Annotated in this window: 15 protein-coding genes; 5 read left to right on the top strand and 10 right to left on the bottom strand. The window is 73.6% G+C overall.

What is annotated here, in order from left to right; genetic code table 11:
• Positions 1-22: 22 nt before the first annotated feature.
• Together ABZS77_RS23960 and ABZS77_RS23955 are read right to left on the bottom strand one after the other, a co-directional pair.
• A complete protein-coding gene (locus ABZS77_RS23960) occupies positions 23-1,816 on the bottom strand; it encodes an HD domain-containing protein (RefSeq protein ID WP_354826940.1) in 1,794 nt (597 codons plus the stop codon).
• Between the two features lie 128 nt (positions 1,817-1,944).
• Positions 1,945-3,699, bottom strand: a complete 1,755-nt coding sequence (locus tag ABZS77_RS23955) for a DEDD exonuclease domain-containing protein (RefSeq protein WP_354826712.1) — start codon at positions 3,697-3,699, stop codon at positions 1,945-1,947.
• A 127-nt stretch (positions 3,700-3,826) separates the two neighbouring features.
• Between ABZS77_RS23955 and ABZS77_RS23950 the strand changes: the two genes are divergently transcribed.
• Both ABZS77_RS23950 and ABZS77_RS23945 read left to right on the top strand, forming a co-directional pair.
• Positions 3,827-5,248, top strand: coding sequence for an NYN domain-containing protein (locus tag ABZS77_RS23950; RefSeq protein ID WP_354826710.1), 1,422 nt, complete (start codon positions 3,827-3,829; stop codon positions 5,246-5,248).
• 106 nt (positions 5,249-5,354) lie between these two features.
• Complete coding sequence (locus ABZS77_RS23945; protein ID WP_354826707.1) at positions 5,355-6,074, top strand: DinB family protein; 720 nt, start codon at positions 5,355-5,357, stop codon at positions 6,072-6,074.
• A gap of 30 nt (positions 6,075-6,104) precedes the next feature.
• Here ABZS77_RS23945 and ABZS77_RS23940 read toward each other — a convergent pair whose 3' ends face one another.
• Complete coding sequence (locus ABZS77_RS23940) at positions 6,105-6,605, bottom strand: hypothetical protein (protein WP_354826704.1); 501 nt, start codon at positions 6,603-6,605, stop codon at positions 6,105-6,107.
• 247 nt (positions 6,606-6,852) lie between these two features.
• Here ABZS77_RS23940 and ABZS77_RS23935 point away from each other — a divergent pair, with 247 nt between their 5' ends.
• The 3 genes from ABZS77_RS23935 (at position 6,853) to ABZS77_RS23925 (ending at position 9,568) form a co-directional block, all read left to right on the top strand.
• Positions 6,853-7,071, top strand: a complete 219-nt coding sequence (locus ABZS77_RS23935) for a hypothetical protein (protein WP_354826701.1) — start codon at positions 6,853-6,855, stop codon at positions 7,069-7,071.
• 116 nt (positions 7,072-7,187) lie between these two features.
• Positions 7,188-8,447 (top strand): M48 family metalloprotease, encoded by a 1,260-nt coding sequence (locus tag ABZS77_RS23930; protein ID WP_354826699.1) that lies wholly within the window; start codon positions 7,188-7,190, stop codon positions 8,445-8,447.
• Entirely contained in the window at positions 8,444-9,568 is a 1,125-nt protein-coding gene (locus ABZS77_RS23925; RefSeq protein ID WP_354826695.1) for a glycosyltransferase family 4 protein, read from the top strand. Before ABZS77_RS23930 ends, ABZS77_RS23925 begins: the two co-directional genes overlap by 4 nt.
• 13 nt (positions 9,569-9,581) lie before the next feature.
• On the opposite strand, the gene ABZS77_RS23920 is transcribed toward ABZS77_RS23925, so the two are convergent.
• The 7 genes from ABZS77_RS23920 to ABZS77_RS23890 form a co-directional block, all read right to left on the bottom strand.
• Entirely contained in the window at positions 9,582-10,250 is a 669-nt protein-coding gene (locus tag ABZS77_RS23920; protein WP_354826692.1) for a lysophospholipid acyltransferase family protein, read from the bottom strand.
• A complete protein-coding gene (locus ABZS77_RS23915; RefSeq protein ID WP_354826689.1) occupies positions 10,220-10,849 on the bottom strand; it encodes a TetR/AcrR family transcriptional regulator in 630 nt (209 codons plus the stop codon). Before ABZS77_RS23915 ends, ABZS77_RS23920 begins: the two co-directional genes overlap by 31 nt.
• Before the next feature lie 59 nt (positions 10,850-10,908).
• Positions 10,909-12,567, bottom strand: coding sequence for a bifunctional diguanylate cyclase/phosphodiesterase (locus tag ABZS77_RS23910; RefSeq protein ID WP_354826938.1), 1,659 nt, complete (start codon positions 12,565-12,567; stop codon positions 10,909-10,911).
• A 79-nt stretch (positions 12,568-12,646) separates the two neighbouring features.
• On the bottom strand, positions 12,647-13,456 hold the full coding sequence (locus ABZS77_RS23905; RefSeq protein WP_354826686.1) for an SAM-dependent methyltransferase: 810 nt from the start codon (positions 13,454-13,456) through the stop codon (positions 12,647-12,649).
• A gap of 189 nt (positions 13,457-13,645) precedes the next feature.
• Positions 13,646-14,314, bottom strand: a complete 669-nt coding sequence (locus tag ABZS77_RS23900; protein ID WP_007072219.1) for a response regulator transcription factor — start codon at positions 14,312-14,314, stop codon at positions 13,646-13,648.
• A 7-nt stretch (positions 14,315-14,321) separates the two neighbouring features.
• On the bottom strand, positions 14,322-16,013 hold the full coding sequence (locus ABZS77_RS23895) for a GAF domain-containing sensor histidine kinase (protein ID WP_354826683.1): 1,692 nt from the start codon (positions 16,011-16,013) through the stop codon (positions 14,322-14,324).
• Positions 16,014-16,027: 14 nt separating this feature from the next.
• Positions 16,028-17,836, bottom strand: coding sequence for an AMP-dependent synthetase/ligase (locus ABZS77_RS23890; RefSeq protein WP_354826680.1), 1,809 nt, complete (start codon positions 17,834-17,836; stop codon positions 16,028-16,030).
• Between the last annotated feature and the right edge of the window lie 86 nt (positions 17,837-17,922).

Raw genomic sequence — 17,922 nt, 5'->3', positions numbered from 1 at the left:
GGACGCGCTGGGGCCGGCCCGGTCACTGCCGATGGTCGACCAGGTCGATGAGCTGGCGTACCACGGTGTCCGGTTCGATCACCCGGTCGAAGACCGCGACGAGCAGGGTCTCCAGGTCGGGATAGCCCAACTCCTCGGAGAGACGCAGCAGCGGCAGGTCACTCGCCAGGCCCCGGTTGTGCTGGCGCAGGGCCAACCCGATGGTGGCCCGACCGAGGCGTACCTTGTCGCTGATCGTGATGCCCGGCTCGGTGTGCTCCGCGAACCACCTGTTGATCTGCATCTGCGCGTGCGGTGACTTGACGAAGCCCAGCCACTCCCGGCGCGGGCCGCGCGGTGCCACGCCCGCCTCGAAGCCGTTGTCGCCGTCGTTCTCGGTGAAGATCTCCACCACGTCGCCCTCGTCCAGCTCCGAACTGAGCGGGGCGAGCCGACCGTTGATCCGGGCCGCCAGGCAGTGGTCGCCCCGGTCGTTGCCCAGCTCGTAGGCGAGGTCGACGGGCGTGGCGCCGGCCGGCAGCACCACCTGCCGCCCGTCGGCGAAGACCTGGATCTGCCCCTCGGCGAGGTCGCACCGCAGCGACTCGTAGAACTGTGCCGGGTCGGCGGCGTCCGGCTCCCAGTCGAGCACCCGGCGCAGCCAGTCCAACTGCTCGGCCCGCGCCGCCGCGCTGCTGCTGCCCGAACGCGGGAAGCGGAAGTCGGCGGCGATGCCGTACTCGGCCGAGCGGTGCATCTCCTCGGTGCGGATCAGCACCTCCACCGTACGGTCCTGCGGGCCGCAGACGCTCGTGTGCAGCGAGCGGTACAGGTTGTTCTTCGGTGAGGCGATGAAGTCCTTGAAGCGGCCGGCGACGGGCCGCCAGGTGCCGTGGATCGCGCCCAGCGCGGCGTAACAGTCGGTGGCCGGGCCGTCCACCACCACCACGATGCGCGGCAGGTCGTACGGCGCGGTGTGGCCGCCGGCGATGGTGTCCTTCCAGATCGAGTAGAGGTGCCGGGGGCGGGGGCTCACCTCGGCGTCGACGCGGCTGCGGCGCAGCGCCACCCGGGCGCGGGTGACCACCGAGTCGAGGTACGCGTCCCAGCCCGGCCGGTCGTGCACGTGCCGGGCCAGCCGGGCGTGCTCGTCGGGTTCCAGGTGCAGCAGCACCACGTCGTCCAGTTCGCGCTTGAGGGTCTGGATGCCCAGCCGGTCACAGAGCGGGACCAGCACCTCCTGCGTCTTGCGGGCGATCCGCTCCCGCGACGACGCGGAGCGCACACCGAGGGTGCGCATGTTGTGCAGCCGGTCGGCCAACTTGATGATCAGCACCCGGACGTCCTTGGCGGCCGCGACGATCATCTTGCGGATCGTCTCGGCCTCGGCGGCCTTGCCGTAGAACGCCTTGTCGAACTTGGTCACCCCGTCGACCAGGTGGGCCACCTCGCCGCCGAAGTCCTCCGAGAGCGCCTGGAGCGTGTAGCGGGTGTCCTCCACCGTGTCGTGCAGCAGCGCCGCGACCAGGGTGGTGGTGTCCATCCCCAGCTCGGCGCAGATCTGCGCCACCGCGAGGGGGTGGGTGATGTACGGCTCCCCGCTCTTGCGGAACTGCCCGCGGTGCATGTTCTCCGCGATGGTGTACGCCCGACGCAGCACCGCCGGGTCGGTGCCGGCGTGGATGCCCCGGTGGGTGCGGACCAGCTGGGTGACCGGGTCGGAGTCGGTGGTTGGCCAGGTGAGCAGTGACCGCAGCCGGCGGGCGAGCGGCAGCTCACCCGGCTGGGTCGGAAGGGCGCCCCCCAGGGCGGCGCCGTGTCCGGCGTCGACGTCCACGAGGGACACCTCCTCACCCCGGCTCGACGACGCCGGTCGACGGCAGCCGGGAGCGGGCCCACGAATCGGGCAGGACTGCACTTCTCCAACAGCCTAAGCGAGTCGACGTAGTCCGATCGGTCACTTGGTCATGAGCGTTCGGTCGAGAGTTGGTGGGACGGGGCGTTCTCGGCCTTCGCCAGCAGGTCACGGAAGCGGGCCGCACCACCCACCGGCGACGACCAACCGGACGACATCTCCACCAGCCGGGTCTCCGGTCGTTCCAACCAGGACAGGATGCGTTCGGACTCCTCGGCGGTGGCCGCCGGCACCGGCCCGTGCCCGCCCGCCACCGTCTCGGCGGTGGCCCGGATGGCGCTGAGCGTGGGTCGCGGGTGGACACCCGGCGGGGAGACCCCCGCCCCGGCCAGCCGGCCGTGCCGGACCAGGGCCAGCTCCCAGCCACCCCGGGCCGCCGGGCGGGCCGCCGCCAGCTCGGCGATCCCGGTGAGCGCGGCCAGCCGCTGCATCCGCACGGTGGCGCGCAGCACCGCGGCCAGCCGGGACCGCACCACCGCGGCCTCCTCGTAGCGCTGGTCGCCGGCGAGCACGTCGATCCGGGCCAGCAACGCGTCCACGACCCGCTGCGGGTCGCTGGCGGTGGCCGTGCGGAACGGCGCGACGGCTCTGTCGTCGTACTCCTCGGGGGTGATCCGGTGCTCGCAGGGTGCCGGGCAGCGACCCAGCTCGGCCAGCGCGCAGGCGGGCGTGACGGTGCGCAACGAGAGCCGGTGCGTGCACTGGCGCAGCGGCACCGCGTCGTGGAAACCGGCGGCGGCCAGCTCGGCGGCCCGCCGGGAGGTGAACGGCCCGAGGTAGGCGGTGTCGGTGGGGGCCAGGTCGCGGACGATCGACAACCGGGGGTACGGACCGTCGGTGAGCTTGAGCCAGACCACCCGCTCCGGGTACTTCGACCGCCGGTTGTACGGCGGGGCGTGCGCGGCGATCAGGCGCAGCTCGCGGACCTCCGCCTCCAGCGAGTGGGCGCACTCCACCGCCTCGACCCGCTCGGCCGCGGCCAGCATCTCGGAGATCCGGGCGCGCTTCTCACCGGCGGTGAAGTAGCTGCGCACCCGGGTGGCGATGTCGCCGGAGGTGCCCACGTAGAGCGGCCGCTCGTCGGCGGCGCGGAAGATGTAGACCCCGGGGACCTTCGGCAGGCCTTCGGCCAGGTGCCGCTTGCGACGCTGGGTCGGGGTGACCGCCCGGGCGAACTCGATGGCGTCGCCGACCGTGTCCACCCGGTGCCCGCCGAGCCGGCCGATCAGCCCGTGCAGCACGTCGACCGTGGCCTTCGCGTCGTCGAGCGCGCGGTGGGTGGGTTGCGTGGCGGTGCGGAAGTACGCGGCCAGGGTGCCCAGCTTGCGGTTGGGCACCTCGTCGCGGGTCAGCACCCGGCGGGCCAGCGCCGCCGTGTCCAGCACCCGGGGGTTGGGCCAGCGGTAGCCGTGCTTCGCGCAGGCGGCCTTGAGGAACCCCACGTCGTACGGGGCGTTGTGGGCCACCAGCACGGCGTCGGCGATGAACTCCAGGAAGCTCGGCAGCACCTGCTCGATAGGTGGCGCCGGCAGCAGCATGGCCTGGGTGATCCCGGTCAGCACGGTGATGAACGGGGGGATCGGCTGCCCGGGGTTGACCAGGGTGGCGAGCACCCCCAACTGCTCGCCGCCGCGCACCTTGACCGCGCCGATCTCGGTGATGCCGCCGCCGTCCGGCGCGCCGCCGGTGGTCTCCAGGTCGACCACCACGAAGGTGGTCGCGTAGAGCGGCAGCGCCGGGTCCACCCCGCCCGTCGCCGGGTCGAGACCGGCAAGTGACTCCTGGACGTACTCCGCCTGTGCCATCGGCGGCACGCTAGCGCCCCGGTCCGACACTCCTGTCACAACGTCCCCACCAGCCACCATGGGGGTAGGATGAGAGATCGGCTCACTCACCGGGCGGTGGGCCCGGTCGCGGTGGGAGACTTGCCACATGCCCCTCACCGAGCCGTACGACGACCACCTCCCGCAGGAGGATCCGGTCGCGCGCGACGGTGCCGTGGGCGACCCGGGCGGTGAGGTGGTCCCCGGTGGCGAATCCTCGATCGAACCCGAGCCCAGCCTCCCCGAGCCGGTCCGGCAGCGGATCGTCGCCCTGACCGCCGCCGTGCTGCCCACCCTGCCCGCCGACGAGGTGCCGGTGCCGCTGCGCCGGGTGGCCAAGTTCGCCCCCAACCGGCGGGCCCGGCTCGGTGCTCCGGCCATCGCCGCCCAGCTCACCGCCGACCCGCTGTTCCGGCAGCGGGTCACCGCCCGGGTCCTGACCGACTCCGGCGACCTGGGCGCGGCAGTCGTCGAGGGCACCGCGCCGGCCGCCGCCGATCCGGTCGAGGTGGCCGCGCTGGCGTACCTGGCCCGGCCGCGCGGCTGGCGGGAGCTGATCGACGCCAGCGGCGCTGCCGTGCGCGCCGAGGCGGACAGCGCCGTCGTCGCCGAGCTGGTCCGCGAGGCCGAGCAGCGGGCCACCCGCGCCGAGCACGACCGGGCGGTGGCCCGGGTCGAGGCGGAGAAGCTCCGCGACGAGCTGGCCCGGGTCCGTGAGGAGCTGGGTCAGCTCCGCGAGGAGTCCCGGCAGGCGGCCCGCACCCTGCGGGAGACCCAGGCCCGCGAGCGCAAGGCCACCGAGTTGCTGGCCACCGAACGCGGCCGGGCCGCGCGGGCCAGCGCCGACGTGGACGCGGAGCTGCGCCGCGCCCGGGCCCGACTGGCCGAGGCGGAGGCCGCCGCCGGAGTCGCCCGGGCCAGCGCCAAGGAGGCACGTTCGGTCGACGACGCCCGGCTCTGGCTGCTGCTGGAGACCATCGGCCAGGCCGCCGTCGGGTTGCGCCGCGAGCTGGCGCTCGACCCGGTCGACAAGCTCCCCGCCGACTTCGTCGCCGACACGTTCGCCGAGCAGCCCGGCGCGGCACCGGCCGGTCCGGCCGCCCGCGCCCGCGACACCGACGACCCGGCCCGACTGGACCAGCTCCTCGCCCTGCCCCGGGCGCACCTCGTGGTGGACGGCTACAACGTCACCAAGCGCGGCTTCGGCGAGATGTCCCTGGAACAGCAGCGCAAGCGTCTCATCACCGGCCTGGGCGGGATCGCCGCGCAGACCGGTGACGAGGTGACCGTCGTCTTCGACGGCGCCGAGCGGATGCACGGGCTGCCACCCGCGCCGCGCGGCGTGCGGGTGCTCTTCTCCCGCAAGGGCGAGACCGCCGACGAGCTGATCCGGCGGCTGGTCCGCGCCGAGCCGGCCGGCCGCCCGGTGGTCGTGGTCTCCTCCGACCGCGAGGTCGCCGACGGGGTACGCCGGCACGGGGCGTACCCGTTGGGCGCTGACTCGCTGCTGCGGCGCCTCGCCCGCTCCTGAGCGCACCCGCTGCCCGCTCTGACCCGGCCGGATGTGCATGCCGGTCGCCCCTCGCGTGTCGGTCCGGGGCGCTAGCATCGCGGCACCGCCTAGGAGGGGAGTCACGATGGGCCAGGACGACGTCGCGGTGTTCGTCGACCGCGATCTGGGCGGTGCGCGTTTCACCAGGTCGACGCTTGCCGGTGCGGTGATGCGCGGCGTGGAGGTGGCCGGTCTGGACATCGACGCGCCCTGGCTGGCCGACTCGACGCTCGTGGTCAACGGCGTCGATGTCGTGCCGCTCGTCGAGGCCGAGCTGGACCGGCGGTTCCCGGGCCGGGAGCTGAGGCGGGCCACCGACCCGGCCGACCTCCGCGCGGCGTTGGCGGCCACCGAGCGGGCCTGGGCAGCGGCCGTGGACCGGGTCCGCGCCCTGCCCGAGGGCGCCGCCGACGTATCGGTCGATGGCGAGTGGTCGTTCGCGCAGACGGTGCGCCACCTGGTGTTCGCCTCCGACGTGTGGTTGGGCAAGGCGATCCTGCGGCTGCCGCGGCCGTTCCACCCGCTCGGTCAGTCGCACGCCGAGTACGAGACGGACGGCTTCGACATGTCGGTGTTCGCCACCGGGCAGCCCACCTTCGACGAGGTCCTCGAGGTGCGGGCGCAGCGGCAGGCCATGCTGCGTGACTTTCTCGCGACCGCCACACCGGAGCTGCTGGCCGAGCAGCGTCCGAGCGCCTGGTGGCCCGAGCGGCACGTGTCGGTCCTGCACTGCGTCCACGTGATCTTCACCGAGGAGTGGCAGCACCTCCGCTACGCCCTGCGTGACCTGGACGCGCAGGGCTGACGACAACGAGGGTCGCCCCGGGTGCGGCTGTCAGGTGGCGGGGAGTCGCCGGGCCAGCTCGCGGCGCAGGGCGTGGCGGTCCGGGATCATCCAGGTGAGCTGGACGACCAACTCGTACGGTCCGCGCCCCGGTGTCGACCACTGGTTGGGCCGCATCGGGGGCCGGGTCTCCCCGGGGTCGCGCGGCCGGACAACCAGTCGCGGGTCCACGGCGCCCCGCACCTGGGCGCTCGCCACGTTCGTCCAGTCGATGGTGAGCGCGGTGCCGTCCGGCCCGGTCAGGCGCAGCGACTCCGCGGTCAACCGCAGGGGCAGCCGGGGCTGACGGCGTAGCTGCCAGCGGATCACCGCCGCGCTGGCGAGGCCGATCCCACCGAACCGCAACAGCGCGTGCCACCACGGCTCGTCGACGATCGCCGCGTACGTGACGAGGAGCCCTGCCGCCAGCACCGTGACGACGGCGAGGGCCTTGCGGCGTCGGGCCGGCGATGAGTGAAAGTCCACGACGGACGCGTCATCGTTGCTGGCCACCGTCGTGCTCTGCCCGACCGGCCGCCGCGCCAAACGCGGTGGTCGTGTGACAGGCGCGGGGTCGGCGACGGTGGGGGTGTCCTGGCGGTCGGGATACCCGATTTCGCTGATCTGGAGTGGATCTCGGCCGCAACGGGCGGTCGGGCGGGGTTTCTGTCGTACCCGGTGGTTAGCGTCGATGTGACCGACGGTGCTCGGGTGGCGACGACAAGCGTCGACCGGGCTCCGCCAACGATCAGGAGGCGTGATGCTCATCGACTGCGACGGGTGCGCGAGGCGGGGTGACGGCTGTTCCGGCTGCCTGCTGGCCGCTCTCTTCGACGACACGTCCCCGGCTGCGGGGCTGGTCGCCGCCGAGGTCCAGGCGATCGAGGTGCTCGCACGTGCCGGGTTCGAGGTGGAGGTGCTTGCCGCGCCCGAGCGCCGCGGCGACACCGGCCGCGGCGCGGCACGACGGGTCGCCTGACGCGACACCACCTCCAGAGAGGGCTTTCCGCGGGCCATAGGATGAGCGGTCACGGCGGGAGGAGCGGGCGGGATGAGCGGGCTACCAAGAGGCGTCGCCGGCACGGCGGTGTCCGCGTGACCCCCCGTGGCTGGGCGCTGCTGACCCTGGCCGGGTTGACCGTCGCGCTGGTGGTGGTCGCCGCGCTGCTCATTCCGTGGCACCGGCCGCCCGCGCCCCGGGCCGACCAGCTCGCCGCGCTGCGTGACCTGCCGGCCGAGCAGGTGGCCAGGGGGCGGGAGTTCCGCGCGGCCCTACGCCCCGGTGGCTACACCGCGCTCGCAGTCGGCCTGCTCGTCGCGCTCGCGCTCGGGCTCACCCCGCTGGGCAGCCGCCTGGTCGAGCTGGTGGGCCGGCCCTTCGGCGGGCACTGGGCCGCGCAGGCGGTGCTCGGCGGGCTGGTCGTGGTGCTCGTCGCCGACCTGGTCACCCTCCCGTTCGCCGTCTGGCGCCAGAGCGTCCTCACCCGCTACGGGCTGAGCACCAACGGCTGGAGCGGCTGGGCCGTCGACCTGCTCAAGTCGTACGCGGTCAGCGCGGTGATCGGCGCGGTGGCGCTGTTCGGCTTCTACGCGGTGATCAGGTTCGTGCCGCGCTGGTGGTGGGCGTTCGGCGCGGCGGGTGCCGCCCTGCTGGTGGTGCTGCTGTCGTTCGTGCTGCCGGTGCTGGTGGAGCCGGTGTTCAACAGGTTCACCCCGATGGAGCAGGGTCCGCTGCGCACCGAGCTGATGAGCATGGCCGCCCGCGACGGGGTGCCAGTGCGCGACGTGCTCGTCGCCGACGCCTCCCGCCGCACCAGGGCGGTCAACGCGTACGTCTCCGGTCTCGGCCCGACCCGGCGGGTGGTCGTCTACGACACGCTGCTGACCGAGGCGACCCCGGCCGAGGTGACAGCCGTGGTGGCGCACGAGCTGGGGCACGCGAAGGATTCCGACGTGGCCGTCGGCACGCTCACCGGGGCGCTGGGCGCCGCCGCGGCGGTGGTGGCGCTCTACCTGCTCGGCTCGTGGGGGCCGCTGCTGCGGCTGGCCGGCGTCGACTCGGTGGCCCACCCACGCGCGTTCCCGCTGCTGCTCGCCCTCGTCACGGTGGCCGGGCTGGTCGCCGCGCCGGTGCAGGCGCTGATGTCGCGCCGGGTGGAGGCCCGCGCCGACGCGCACGCGCTCGCGCTCACCGGCGACCCGGTGGCCTTCGAGTCGATGCAGCGTCGGCTCGGCTCGGTCAACCTGGGCGACCCCGACCCGCCGCGCTGGGAATACCTCTACTCCGCCTCGCATCCGTCCACCGTGGAGCGGATGGCCGCCGCCCGCGCGTACGCCCGGGAGGCCGGCCGATGAGCCGTACGCTGCTGATCACCAACGACTTTCCGCCCCGCCCCGGGGGCATCCAGTCCTTCGTGCACAACCTCGCCCTGCGTCAGCCGGCCGGTTCGGTGGTCGTGTACGCGTCGAGCTGGCGGGGTGCCGCGAAGTTCGACGCCGACCAGCCGTTCGAGGTGGTCCGGGAACGCACCCGCGTGCTGCTGCCGACCCCGCTGATCGCCCGGAGGGCGGCCCGGCTGGCCCGCGCGTACGACTGCGACACGGTGTGGTTCGGCGCGGCCGCCCCGCTGGGGCTGCTCGCCGCCGGTCTGCGCCGCCGGGCGGGCGTACGCCGGGTGGTGGCGCAGACCCACGGTCACGAGGTGGGGTGGGCGGCGGTGCCGGCGGCCCGGCCGGCGTTGCGCCGGATCGGTCGGGGTGTGGACGTCACGACCTACCTGGGCGAGTACACGAGGACCCGGCTGGCCCGGGTGTTGGACGGGGTGACCGAGCTGCGCCGGCTGGCGCCCGGGGTGGACGTGGACACGTACCACCCCACGGTGGACGGTGAGCAGGTCCGGGCCCGGCTGGGGCTGACCGACCGGCCGGTGGTGGTGTGCGTGTCCCGGCTGGTGCCACGCAAGGGGCAGGACATGCTGATCCGGGCGCTGCCGGAGATCCGCCGTCGGGTGCCCGACGCGGCGCTGCTGATCGTCGGCGGTGGTCCGTACCGGGCGACGTTGGAGAAGCTGGCCCGGCAGACCGACGTGGAACGGGACGTGGTCTTCACCGGCTCGGTGCCGTCGGCGGAGTTGCCGGCGCACTACGCGGCCGGTGACGTGTACGCGATGCCGTGCCGCACCCGTAACCGGGGCCTCGACGTGGAGGGGCTGGGCATCGTCTACCTGGAGGCGTCCGCGACCGGTCTGCCGGTGGTGGCCGGCGACTCCGGGGGCGCGCCGGACGCGGTCCGTGAGGGCGAGACCGGTTACGTGGTCGGTGGGCGGGACGTCGCCCAGTTGGCCGACCGGGTGGCGCGGCTGCTCGCCGACCGGGACCTGGCCCGTCAGTTGGGCGCGGCGGGTCGGGCGTGGGTGGAGCGGGAGTGGCGCTGGGAGGCGCAGGCGCAGCGGATGGCGGGGATACTCGCCAGCTGACCGCCGGGCCTTCTCAGGTGGTGCTCGCCCGGGGCGGCGCGTAGTGCGGCACGTACTCCTGGTCGGTCAGCCGTTGGATCGCGGCCATGACCTCGTCGGTGACGACGCGGATGTCGCGTGGCCCGTCGATCCGGCCGGCGACCGGGATCGGCGGGCCGAACCGCAGGGCGACCGGGTGTCGGCGGGGCAGTCGCGCGTCGACGGGCAGCACCTCGGCGGTGCCGAGCACACCCACCGGGATGATCGGCACCCCGGTGTCGCGGGCGAGTCGGGTCATGCCGGTGCGGCCCCGGTAGAGCCGGCCGTCGGGGGAGCGGGTGCCCTCGGGGTAGATGGCGACGAGGCCGCCGCCGCGCAGGACGGGCACGGCGGCGTCGAGGGCGGTGAGGGCGGCCCGGCCGCCGGCCCGGTTGACCGGAATCGCGCCCATGCCGGTGACGATCCGCCGGCTGACCCAGCCGCCCGGCCCCCGGCCGGTGAAGTACTCGACCTTGGCCCAGAACGTGACGTGTCGGGGTGTCAGGCAGGCGAGGAACACCTCGTCGGCGACGGACAGGTGGTTGCTGGCGAGGATCGCGCCGCCGTGTCGGGGCAGATGTTCCAGCCCTTCCACGCGGGGTCGCCAGCCCGCCCGCAGCGCGGTGCCGACGGTCAGTTTGCTGAGGTCGTACAGCAGTGGCACGTGTCCTCCGGGGGTCGGTGCGGTGCGGGGCCGAGGTGGGCGTCGAGCGTGGCGCGCAGTAGGGCGTCGTCGTCGGTGGCGCCGGTGGCCAGCGGCAGACTGCCCCAGGCCCAGAGTTGGGCGATGCCGTGCAGGTTGGCCCAGAGCGCGCCGGCGAGCACCGGGGCGGGGGCGTCGCCGGGTTGGCGTACCTGGGTCACCAGGTCGGCCAGGACGGCGAACAGCGGCAGGCTCGTCTCGCGCAGCCGCAGCCGGCCGCTGTTCAGCAGGTCGTGCCGGAACATCAGCTCGAACATGCCCCGGTGCGCCGCGGCGAAGTTCAGGTACGTCCGGGCCAGTGCGGTCAGTTGGGTACGCGGATCCGGGTCGACGTCGCGCAGTGTGTTCTGGACCCGGGCGGTGAGGTCGGCGAAGCCTTCCCGGGCGATGGCGGAGAGCAGGTCGACGTGGGTGGGGAAGTAGCGGCGCGGCGCGCCGTGGGAGACCCCGGCCCGGCGGGCGATCTCCCGCAGCGACACGGCCGACTGGCCCTCGCGCAGCACCAGGTCCACTCCGGCGGCCACCAGTCGGGCCCGGAGGTTCGCGTCCCCCTCGCTCATAGACACTGTCTACCAGCGAGCCGTAGACGCTGTCTACTCCCCGCGTTTCGCGGCGCTGGTCAGCGGATACGGGCCAGGATGCGGTCGGCGGGGGCCGGCCTGCCGAAGTGCCAGCCCTGGGCGGCGTCACAGCCGATCGCCCGCAGCCGCTCGGCCTGCCCGGCGGTCTCCACACCCTCCGCCGTCACCGTCAGGTCCAGGGCGTGCGCCAACGAGACGAGCGAGGCCAGGATCCGCTCGTCGGTACGCCCGACCGCCGGCGACCGCAGCCCGGCCACGAACTCCCCGGCGACCTTCAACTCCGTCACCGGAAGGTCCCGCAGGTACGCCAGGTTGCTGTAACCGGTGCCGAAGTCGTCGATGGCGATCCGCACACCGAGGTCGGCGAGCACCCGCAGGGCGCGTACCGGCTCCTCGGCGGTGCTCATCATCGTGCTCTCGGTGATCTCCAACTGGAGTCGTTCCGGTGGCAGCCCGGTCTGCCGCAGCAGGGCGAGCACGTCCTGGACCAGACCGGGCCGGTGCACCTGCCGGACGGCCAGGTTGACGCTCACAAAGGGCGCCTGGACGCCACCGGCCGACCACGCCTCGGCCTCCCGGCACGCCTCGGCAAGCACCCAGCCACCCAACTGCACGATCAGGCCGGTCTCCTCGGCCAGCCCGATGAAGCTGTCAGGTCGCAGCACCCCCAGCTCCGGATGGCGCCACCGCACCAGCGCCTCCACACCCAGCAGCCGCCCGTCGCGCAACGAGGTCAGCGGCTGGTAGTCGAGGTAGAACTCGCCCCGCTCCAGCGCGGCCGGGATCGCCGCGGAGAGCGCGTACCGGGCCAGCTCCCGGCGGCTGCGTTCGGCGTCGTAGAGGGCCCAACGCGCCCCGCCGGCCGACTTCGCCCAGTGCAGGGTGGCGTCGGCGGCCCGCATCAGGTCACTCGGATTGGCGCCGGCCACCTGGCGCTCGACGATGCCGATGCTCGCCGAGACCTGCAACTCGTGTCCGTCCACAAGCGCCGGTGTGCCCACCGCGGCCAACGCCGTCTCGGCCACCTTCACCATGTCGTCGGTGCCGCCGGTCCGTTCGACCAGGATGACGAACTCGTCGCCGCCGAGCCGGGCCACCAGGTGCTCACCCAGGTCCTGGCACAGCCGCTCGGCCACCATCGTCAACAACCGGTCGCCCACCTGGTGTCCCAGGCTGTCGTTGACGACCTTGAACCGGTCCAGGTCGAGGAAACACACCCCGACCCGCTGCGCGCCGCGACCCGGCTCGTTGAGAGCGGCGGCCAGCCGCTCGGTGAACAACGTCCGATTCGGCAGGCCGGTGAGCGGGTCGTGCGTCGCCTGGTGCCGGAACCGCGCCTCGCTGGCCCGCAACGCCCGCTCCGCCTGCGTCCGCGCCATCATGGCGGCGCGGCGGATCGACTCCTGCTCGTCCAGGGTCCGGTCGCGCAACGCGCGGGCGTAACCGGTCGCCACGGCGGCCAGCAGCCGGGCCATCCGGTCCTCGACGTCCTCGGCCACCAGGCCCAGGTCGCGCACCAAGCGGAGCTGGATCACCTCGACGGTACGGCCCAGCCCCTCCGCCGAGGCGATGTGCGCGGCGACCAGCTCGGCGCCCACCCGGTGCCCGGCACGCAGGTCGAACGGTTCGGCGAGCAGCGCGCCGGCCAGCTGGCCGGTGAGCCGGTGCAGCAGTGCCTCGAGCTGCGCCTGCGTCATCGGCAGGTAACTGGTGCCGGAGACCGCCTTGGCCCAGGCCCGCGCGAAGGTGCCCGGACGGGACGCCGCCCCGGGCGATTCAGCCACCGAGTCGCCCGACGCCGCCCATGAAGACCGCGCGCTCGGCGTCCTCCGCGCCGTCCGGGGTGTCCGGCCGCCACTGCGGCACCCACACCACACCCGGGTCGAGAAGTTCGAACCCGTCGAACAGCGCGGTCAGCTCGGCACGGCTGCGGATCCAGAGCGGGCTGTCCGTACGCCGGTAGACCCGTTCCGCCTCGGCCCGCTCGTCCGCGCTGCGCCCGTCGTCGCTGGCCTGCGACAACACCAGGTAGCTGCCGGGGGCGAGGGCGTCGCGCAGGGTCGCCAGCAGCTCCGCCGGGCGGTCGTCGTCGGAGACGAAGTGCAGCACGGCCACGATCATCACGGCCACCGGCTGGCTCAGGTCGAGCAGCTTGCGCACGTCCGGGTGGCCCATGATGGCCTCCGGGTGCCGCAGGTCCTCCTGGACCACCACGGCCCGGTCGTTACCGGACAGGATCTCCCGGCTGTGCGCCACCGCCACCGGGTCGACGTCCACATAGACCACCCGCGACGCCGGGTCGATCCGCTGGGCGATCTCGTGCACGTTGCCGACCGTGGGGATGCCCGAGCCGATGTCCAGGAACTGCCGGATCCCGGCCTCGGCCAGGTGGTGCACCGCCCGGCGCAGGAACGCGCGGTTGGCCTGGGCCATCAACGGCGCCTCCGGCACCGCTGCCACCATCGCCTGCGCCGCCGCGCGGTCGGCGGCGAAGTTGTGCGAGCCGCCGAGGTAGTAGTCGTACATCCGCGCGACGCTCGGACGCTCGATGTCGATGGTGTCGGGCGCCCAGTCCGGTCGCTGCATGCGCTCACCCTTTCCGAGTCGGCGTCGAGGGCATCGTCGCCCGCGCGGGTATTGTGCCCCCGACACGGCCGCCAGACCATAGCGCGCCGCCAGGTCGCCCGCCGACGTCGGTCGATACGCGAAGTCCGCGCCGGCGGTGAGCCGGCGCGGACCTCGGTCGCGGTGTCCCGCTCGACGAGCGGGGGTCGGTCAGAACTTCGGGGCGTCCGGCGCCTCGAGCAGGCCCAGTCGCAGCGCCGTCATCAGCGCCTGCGCCCGGTTGGCCGCCCCGAGCTTCTCGTAGAGCTTGGAGATGTGGGTCTTGGCCGTGGACTCGCTGACGAACAGCTGCTTGGCGATGCCGGCGACGCTCATGCCGTCGGCGAGCAGCCGCAGCACCTGCCCCTCGCGGGGGGAGAGCTGCGGACCGGACGGGGCGAGGCGACGCTTCATCGCCTCGGCCAGGTCGGCGGCGGTGAACGCGCTGGGGGAGGAGGCGGCGTGCCGGGCTGCGGCCACCACCTCGTCCGCCGGGGCGGTCTTCGGTACGAAGGCGCTCGCACCGGCCTCCAGGGCGCCGAAGAGCTGGTCGTCGCCCGCGTACATGGTCAGCACCACGATGCCCATCGACGCGCTGGACTTGCGCAGCGCGCGGGTGGCCTCCAGGCCGCTGCCGTCGGGCAGACGCAGATCCATGATCACCACGTCCGGCTGCAGGGCGCCAGCCTGACGTACACCCTCTGCCGCCGTGGCGGCCTCACCGACGACCTCGAACTGCCGGTCGCGCTCGAACGCGTGCCGCAGGCCCTTGCGAATCAGGTCGTGATCGTCGACAAGGAGGACCTTGGTGCGGGTGGCCGGTGTCGGACTTGTGGTCATCCTCGGGTTACTCCCCTTCTGGTGCTGCGCTGTCACGCACGTTATCTCGCCGGGACGAGGTACCGAGAACCACCGCCACGGTCGTGCCGCTGGGTTGCCGCGGCCTGATCTCCAACCGGCCCCGGATACGTTCCGCCCTCTCGGCCATGATCGCAAGACCGTACCGTCCGTCGGGGCGCTGGTCAGCCATCCCCTGACCGTCATCCGACACTTCTATTTGCGCGTACGGGGGGTCCACCTCACACGTGACCCACAGATTGGACGCGCCGGCGTGCTTGCGCGCGTTGGTGACCGCCTCCTGCGCGATGCGCAGCAACTCGGCCTCGGTGGCCGCCGGCAGCCGCGCCGTGGACTCGTCGAGCGACAGGTGCACCCGCAGACCGCCGGACGCGCCCACCGTGCGCGCGTACTCGGCGATCGCCGCGGCCAGCCCGCCCTGCCGGTCCACCTCGCTGCGCAGCTCGAAGAGGCTCAACCGCAGCTCGGTGATCACCCGGGTCACCTCGGCGCGTAGCGTCCGCAGCGCCTCGGCGGTCTCGTCGGCGTCGTCGAAGACGGTGGCCAGGGCGTTGTCGATGCCGTAGCCGACCATCACCAGCTCCTGCGCCACCCCGTCGTGGATCTCCCGGGCCAGCCGTTGCCGCTCCTCGTTCGTGGCCAGCGAACGGACCTCGTCGAAGAGCAGCGCCGCCTCCAGCCGCAGCGCGGCCGGCCGGGTCAGCCCGGTGACCCGGTCCACCACCGGCGGCGGGTACGCCTGCGCGACGTCCGCCTCCAGCACCACGAGCCCCACCGTGCGGACGCCGGCGACCAGCGGGACGATCAGCGCGGACACGTCCCCGCCCCGGTGCGTCCGCGACTGCGACCGGGCGGCCGTGGTGGCCTGCTGGCTGGCCCAGGCGTCGGCGATCGCCGAGTCCGCGTCGAGGGTCGTCTCCCAGTCCACCCGGTCGACCCCGGCCTGGGCGAGCACCACGAGCCGGCCGCCCCCGCTGGCCGACAGCACCGCACCCCGGTCGGCCCGGGCCACCGTGCGCAGCTCCTCGATCAGGTGCTCGGAGATGCCACCCGGGTCCAGGGTCGCCCCGGGCAGTTGCCGGGCCACGGTGCGCAGCTGGGTCAACAGCCGGGTCGCCTCGGCGTACGGCTGGGGCTTGCCCTCGCCGCGCACGGCCATCACCCGGTGCAGGGTGCCGGCGGCGTACAGCCCCAGGGCGGCCAGGATCAGCCACTGCGCGCAGACCGCCAGGTAGCCGGGCTGGCCGAGCTGGCGGCCCCCGTCGACCTCGGTCAGTGCGCCGCTGACCAGCAGGGTGGCGGCGGTGACGGCGAGCAGTGCGGCGCCCTCGGAGAAGCGGCGGCGCAGCGCGGTGACGGTCACCGGGACCGCCAGGTAGGGCAGCACCGCCGACGCGCCCAGGCCGTCGACCGCGCCGCCGATCGTCGCGTCCGCGGCGACCTGGCTCGCGGCCAGCCCCAGCACCACGACCTCGGCCACCCGGCTCAGCGGGCCGATCAGCCGGTGCTGCGGGGCGAGCAGCGACGGCAGTCCGGCGACCGCCAGCAGCGCGATCCACCACAGCTGGGCGACGTCGCGGGTGGCGAACAGGGTCAGGACGGCGACCAGCGCCAGCATCACCAGGCGGGCTGCCGCGGCGAGGGGATGCGGGTGCGGTGCGGCGGATGTCGATGCGGGCACGTGACGGATGGTAGTCAGCCCCGGTAGATATCGGCGATTTCCGCCGCGTACGTCTTGTGGACGACCTGCCGCTTGACCTTCAGCGACGGGGTCAGCTCGCCGGTGGTCTCGGTGAAGTCGTGGGGCAGGATCCGGAACACCTTGATCGCCTCGGCCTTGGAGACGCCCCGGTTCGCGTTGTCGACGGCGGACTGGATCTCCGCGCGCAGACCCTCGTGCTCCCGCAGTTGGTCGACCGGGGTGTCGGCGGGCAGGCCGGCGCCCGCCAGCCACGCGGGCAGCGCCTCCTCGTCGATGGTGACGAGCGCCGCGATGAACGGCTGCCGGTCGCCGACGACGACGCACTGGCTGATCAGCGGGTGTGCCCGGACCTGGTCCTCCAGGACCGCCGGGGCGACGTTCTTGCCGCCGGAGGTCACGATCAGCTCCTTCTTGCGGCCGGTGATGCTCAGGTACCCGTCGTCGTCGAGCTGACCGAGGTCGCCGGTGCGGAACCAGCCGTCGGCGCTGAGCGCCTCGGCGGTGGCCGCGTCGTTGTGCCAGTAGCCCTGGAAGATCAGCTCACCGGAGATCAGGATCTCGCCGTCGTCCTCGATGCGCACGGTCACGCCGGGAAGGGGGCGCCCGACGGTGCCCATCCGGGTGCCGGTGGGCAGGTTCGCGGCGGCGGCGGGGGAGGTCTCGGTGAGGCCGTAACCCTCCAGGATCGTCACGCCGATGCCGCGGAAGAAGTGACCGAGCCGGGCGCCGAGCGGCGCGCCGCCGGAGATGGCGTCGCGGCACCGCCCGCCGAGCGCCGCGCGCAGCTTGCGGTAGACCAGCCGGTCGAAGACCGCGTGCTGGGCCCGCAACGCCAGGCCCGGCCCGCGCGGGGTCTCCAGAGCCTCGCTGTACGAGATGGCGACCTGCTCGGCGCGGGCGAAGATGCCGCCCTTGCCGTCGGCCTCGGCCTTCTGCTTGGCCGCGTTGTAGACCTTCTCGAACACCCGGGGTACGGAGAGCACGAAGGTCGGCCGGAACTCCTGGAGCTCGGCGACCAGGTTCTTGGGGTCGGCGCAGTGCGCCATGGTGGCGCGGGCCTGCACCACGCCGATCTGGATCAGCCGGGCGAAGGCGTGCGCCAGCGGCAGGAAGAGCAGGGTGGCCGCGCCGGCGTTGAACAGGTTCGGCAGGACCGGCACCGCGTTGGCGATGTCGGCGTACATGTTGCGGTGGGTGAGCACGCAGCCCTTGGGCCGGCCGGTGGTGCCGCTGGTGTAGATGATGGTCGCGAGGTCGCCGGAGTGGACGGCCTTGCGGCGCCGTTCGACCTCGGCCAGCTCGACCGAGGCGCCGGCGGTGACCAGGTCGTCGACCGCGCCGAGGTCGATCTGCCAGACGTTCTCCAGCTCGGGCAGCTGGTCGCGGACGCCGGCGACCAGCTCGGCGTGCTTGTCGGTCTCCACGACGACGGCGACCGCGCCGGAGTCGGCGAGGATCCAGGCGGCCTGGTCGGCGCTGGACGTCTCGTAGATCGGCACGGTGACCGCGCCGGTCGCCCAGATGGCGTAGTCCAGCAGGGTCCACTCGTAGCGGGTGCGGCTCATCAGTCCGACCCGGGCGCCCGGCTGCACGCCGGCGGCGATCAGCCCGCGCGCCACCGCCGCGACCTCGTCGCGGAACTGGAGGCAGGTCACCTCGACCCAGGTGGTGCCGCCGGCGGCCGGGTTGCGGCGGGCGAACTGGACCGTGTCCGGCGCGACCTCGGCGTTGTCCCAGACCGGATCGGTGAGGTTGGCCGCGTCGCCAACGGTGACGATCGGCGGAACGGAGAACTCGCGCACCTGCACTCCTTCGTGCTCGCACTTGCCGGAACGGCCGCCACCACGGCGTCCGTTCCGTCGAAACCTACCCGGCGGATGGTTACGGT

The sequence above is a fragment of the Micromonospora sp. NPDC005298 genome, assembly GCF_040607375.1.
GTDB lineage: Bacteria > Actinomycetota > Actinomycetes > Mycobacteriales > Micromonosporaceae > Micromonospora.
Note: the sequence above shows the minus strand (reverse complement) of the source record. Positions and strands in the feature narration are given on the sequence as shown.